2 protein-coding genes are annotated in these 2,092 nt (G+C 64.0%); both read right to left on the minus strand.

From position 1 onward, the window contains the following. Window positions 1-81: 81 nt before the first annotated feature. A complete protein-coding gene (locus tag CKO15_RS13550; protein ID WP_242464809.1) occupies window positions 82-570 on the minus strand; it encodes an anaerobic ribonucleoside-triphosphate reductase activating protein in 489 nt (162 codons plus the stop codon). Between the two features lie 26 nt (window positions 571-596). Beyond that, the coding region (locus CKO15_RS13555; RefSeq protein WP_200197329.1) for a ribonucleoside triphosphate reductase at window positions 597-2,092 on the minus strand (1,496 nt) is incomplete at its 5' end.

The raw sequence follows: 2,092 nt of genomic DNA on the forward strand, positions 1-2,092 counted from the left end.
ACGCTGGGCTTACGATTGCCGGCGTTGCGCAAGATGTTCTCCGCATCCTGCCAAGAGACATACGTGTGGGCAGCCAAATAGTCACGGTCGTTCATCGAACACCCCCTCCAACACCCTCAACTCATACGCCACGCCGCTCGCCTTCACGGCCGCGATACTCTCTTTGGCGCGCTCAGCGCTGTTGGCGACTCCGGTCACCTCAGGATAATCGGCCCAATCCCCCTTGATGTCCATCGCCACCCAGTCGAGCCACGGCAGCAACGCGCGCAGCCGCTGCGGGTAGCTGCCAGCGGTGTGCAGCCCGACCTTGAAGCCGAGCGCGCGCACCGTCTGCACGGCATCAACGATCGCCGGCTGCATCGTCGGCTCCCCGCCGGAGAAGACCACCGCATCGAGCAGACCCTGACGGCGGCGCAGCCACACTTGCAGATCGGCCCAATCCAGCGCACGCGCGCCGCGGGCCGGCAGCAGTTCCGGGTTATGGCAGTAGTGACAGCGCCACGGACAGCCCTGGCAGAAGATCACCGCCGCCAGGGCATCAGGAAAATCGACCGTTGAGCAGGGGGACAAGCCCCCTACCCTCAGATCCTGCACACTCACGCCGCTACCTCGAACTTCTTCGCGCGGCGCTCCTCGAAGAAGGCCCGCTCGCGGTGTTCGGCCTGCTTGCCCGCGTTCCACGACTGCACCGGGCGGTGGTAGCCCATGACCCGCGTCCAGACCTCGCAGCGTGTGCGCTTTTCCTCCGGCAACGGCTCAGAGTGCCCGGCCGCACTCAGCTGGTCATCACAGTGCGGGCAGAAGGTGTGCTCGCCGCTGAGGTAGCCGTGGGTCGGGCAGATCGAGAACGTCGGCGTGATCGTCAGATACGGCACCCGGAAGCCTTCCAAGGCGCGACGCACCAAACGCTTACACGCCTCAGCACTGGAGATGCGCTCGCCCATGTAGAGATGCACCACCGTGCCGCCGGTGTACCGGCCTTGCAGCGCCTCCTGCAGCTCGAGTTCCTCGAAGGGGTCGTCGGTGTAGTCGACCGGCAGCTGCGAGCTGTTGGTGTAGTACGGTGCCTCGGCCGTACCGGCCTGCAGGATATCCGGGTAGCGCTTGCGATCTTCGCGCGCGAAGCGGTACGTCGTCCCCTCGGCCGGCGTCGCTTCAAGGTTATAGAGGTGGCCGGTCTGCTCCTGGAATTCGCTCAGGCGGCCGCGGATATGATCGAGCAACCGCAGGGCCATTTCACGCCCCTTGGCCGTGGTCAGATCATCCCGGTCGGCGGTGAGGTTGCGCAGCAGCTCGTGGATGCCGTTCACGCCGATGGTCGAGAAGTGGTTGCGCAGCGTACCGAGGTAGCGCTTGGTATAGGGAAAGAGCCCAGCATCCATGTGGCGCTGGATCACCTTGCGCTTAATCTCCAGGCTATCGCGGCCGAGGACCAGGAGCCGATCGAGGGCCGCAAAGAGCCCCGCCTCGTCGCCACGGTACAGGTAACCGAGGCGCGCACAGTTGATCGTCACCACACCGAGCGATCCGGTCTGCTCGGCCGAGCCAAAGAGGCCATTGCCGCGCTTGAGCAACTCGCTTAGATCAAGCTGCAGCCGGCAGCACATCGAGCGGACCATGTTCGGGGAGAGGTCGGAGTTGACGAAGTTCTGGAAGTACGGCAGCCCGTACTTGGCGGTCATCGCCATCAACCGCCCGGCGTTCTCGCTCTCCCAGGGAAAGTCGCTGGTGATGTTGTAGGTCGGGATGGGGAAAGTGAAGATCCGGCCCTTGGCATCGCCCTCCGTCATCACCTCGATGTAGGCACGGTTGATCATGTCCATCTCGGCCTGGAGCTCGCCGTAGGTAAACGGCATCTCCTCGCCGGCGATCAGCGGCACTTGCTCGCGCAGATCCTCCGGGCAGACCCAATCGAAGGTCAGATTGATAAACGGTGACTGCGACCCCCAACGTGAGGGGACATTGAGGTTGTAGATCAGCTCCTGGATCGCTTGCCGGACCTCCGGGTAGCTGAGCCGGTCGTTACGGACATAGGGCGCTAGATAGGTGTCGAAGGAGCTGAACGCCTGTGCCCCGGCCCACTCGTTCTGCA

It is taken from the genome of Halorhodospira abdelmalekii (genome assembly GCF_016583625.1).
Classification (GTDB): Bacteria; Pseudomonadota; Gammaproteobacteria; order Nitrococcales; family Halorhodospiraceae; genus Halorhodospira; species Halorhodospira abdelmalekii.